Source organism: Escherichia sp. WS33 (assembly GCF_046486385.1).
Taxonomy (GTDB): Bacteria; Pseudomonadota; Gammaproteobacteria; order Enterobacterales; family Enterobacteriaceae; genus ECMA0423.
In genome coordinates, this window is record NZ_JBJQLJ010000074.1 from 1 (window position 1) to 2510 (window position 2510).

The 2510-nt window shown below is 58.8% G+C and carries 1 protein-coding gene; it reads left to right on the top strand.

Features of this window, described 5'->3' with window-relative positions:
• Nucleotides 1–130: 130 nt before the first annotated feature.
• The coding region (locus tag ACJHXA_RS23710; protein ID WP_283512381.1) for a host specificity protein J at nt 131–2510 on the top strand (2380 nt) is incomplete at its 3' end.

A 2510-nucleotide genomic window follows, 5' to 3' on the forward strand; every position in this document is an offset into this window, starting at 1 on the left:
GGTGGTTTCTCAGGAGATCAGCACGGCAGACGAAGGGGATGGTGGTCAGGTTGTGGTGATTGGCCGCTGATGCAAAATGTTTTATGTGAAACCGCCTGCGGGCGGTTTTGTCGTTTATGGAGCGTGACGAATGGGTAAAGGCAGCAGTAAGGGGCATACCCCGCGCGAAGCGAAGGACAACCTGAAATCCACGCAGTTACTGAGTGTGATCGATGCCATCAGCGAAGGGCCGATAGAAGGTCCGGTGGATGGATTAAAAAGCGTGCTGCTGAACAGTACGCCGGTGCTGGACAGTGAGGGGAATACCAATATCTCCGGCGTCACGGTGGTGTTCCGGGCCGGTGAGCAGGAGCAGACACCGCCGGAGGGATTTGAATCCTCCGGATCCGAGACGGTGCTGGGTACGGAAGTGAAATACGACACGCCGATCACCCGGACCATCACGTCTGCAAACATCGACCGTCTGCGCTTTACCTTCGGCGTGCAGGCACTGGTGGAAACCACCTCAAAGGGGGACAGGAATCCATCGGAAGTCCGCCTGCTGGTTCAGATACAACGTAACGGTGGCTGGGTGACGGAAAAAGACATCACCATTAAGGGTAAAACCACTTCACAGTATCTGGCCTCGGTGGTGGTGGATAACCTGCCGCCGCGCCCGTTCAGTATCCGGATGCGCAGGATGACGCCGGACAGCACCACAGACCAGCTGCAGAACAAAACGCTCTGGTCGTCATACACCGAAATTATCGATGTGAAACAGTGCTACCCGAACACGGCACTGGTCGGCGTGCAGGTGGACTCGGAGCAGTTCGGCAGCCAGCAGGTGAGCCGTAATTATCATCTGCGCGGGCGTATTCTGCAGGTGCCGTCGAATTATAACCCGCAGACGCGGCAATACAGCGGTATCTGGGACGGAACGTTCAGGCCAGCGTACAGCAACAACATGGCCTGGTGTCTGTGGGATATGCTGACCCATCCGCGCTACGGCATGGGGAAACGTCTTGGTGCGGCGGATGTGGATAAATGGGCGCTGTATGTCATCGGCCAGTACTGCGACCAGTCAGTGCCGGACGGCTTTGGCGGCACGGAGCCGCGCATCACCTGTAATGCGTACCTGACCACACAGCGCAAGGCGTGGGATGTGCTCAGTGATTTCTGCTCGGCGATGCGCTGTATGCCGGTATGGAACGGGCAGACGCTGACGTTCGTGCAGGACCGACCATCAGATAAGGTGTGGACCTATAACCGCAGTAATGTGGTGATGCCGGATGATGGCGCGCCGTTCCGCTACAGCTTCAGCGCCCTGAAGGACCGCCATAATGCCGTTGAGGTGAACTGGATTGACCCGGATAACGGCTGGGAGACGGCGACAGAGCTTGTTGAAGATACGCAGGCCATTGCCCGTTACGGTCGTAACGTCACGAAGATGGATGCCTTTGGCTGTACCAGCCGGGGGCAGGCACACCGCGCCGGGCTGTGGCTGATTAAAACGGAACTGCTGGAAACGCAGACCGTGGATTTCAGCGTGGGTGCCGAAGGGCTTCGCCATGTGCCGGGGGATGTTATTGAAATCTGTGATGATGACTATGCCGGTATCAGCACCGGTGGTCGCGTGCTGGCGGTGAACAGCCAGACCCGGACGCTGACGCTCGACCGTGAAATCACGCTGCCATCCTCCGGCACCACGCTGATAAGCCTGGTTGACGGAAATGGCAATCCGGTCAGCGTGGAGGTTCAGTCCGTCACCGACGGCGTGAAGGTAAAAGTGAGCCGTGTTCCTGACGGCGTTGCCGGATACAGCGTGTGGGGGCTGAAGCTGCCGACGCTGCGCCAGCGCCTGTTCCGCTGCGTGAGTATCCGTGAGAACGACGACGGCACGTATGCCATCACCGCCGTGCAGCATGTGCCGGAAAAAGAGGCCATCGTGGATAACGGGGCGCACTTTGACAGCGACCAGAGCGGCACGGTGAATGGTGTCACGCCGCCAGCGGTGCAGCACCTGACTGCCGAAGTCACCGCAGACAGCGGGGAATATCAGGTGCTGGCGCGCTGGGACACGCCGAAGGTGGTGAAGGGGGTGAGCTTCCTGCTTCGCCTGACCGTGGCAGCGGATGACGGCAGTGAGCGGCTGGTCAGCACGGCCCGGACGACGGAAACCACATACCGCTTCACGCAGCTGGCGCCAGGGAACTACAGGCTGACAGTCCGGGCGGTAAATGCGTGGGGACAGCAGGGCGATCCGGCATCGGTATCGTTCCGGATTGCCGCACCGGCAGCGCCGTCGCGGATTGAGCTGACACCGGGCTATTTTCAGATAACCGCCACGCCACATCTTGCGGTTTATGACCCGACGGTACAGTTTGAGTTCTGGTTCTCGGAAAAACGGATTGCGGATATCAGGCAGGTTGAAACCACAGCCCGCTATCTTGGTACGGCGCTGTACTGGATAGCCGCCAGTATCAATATCAAACCGGGCCATGATTATTACTTTTATATCCGCAGTGTGAACA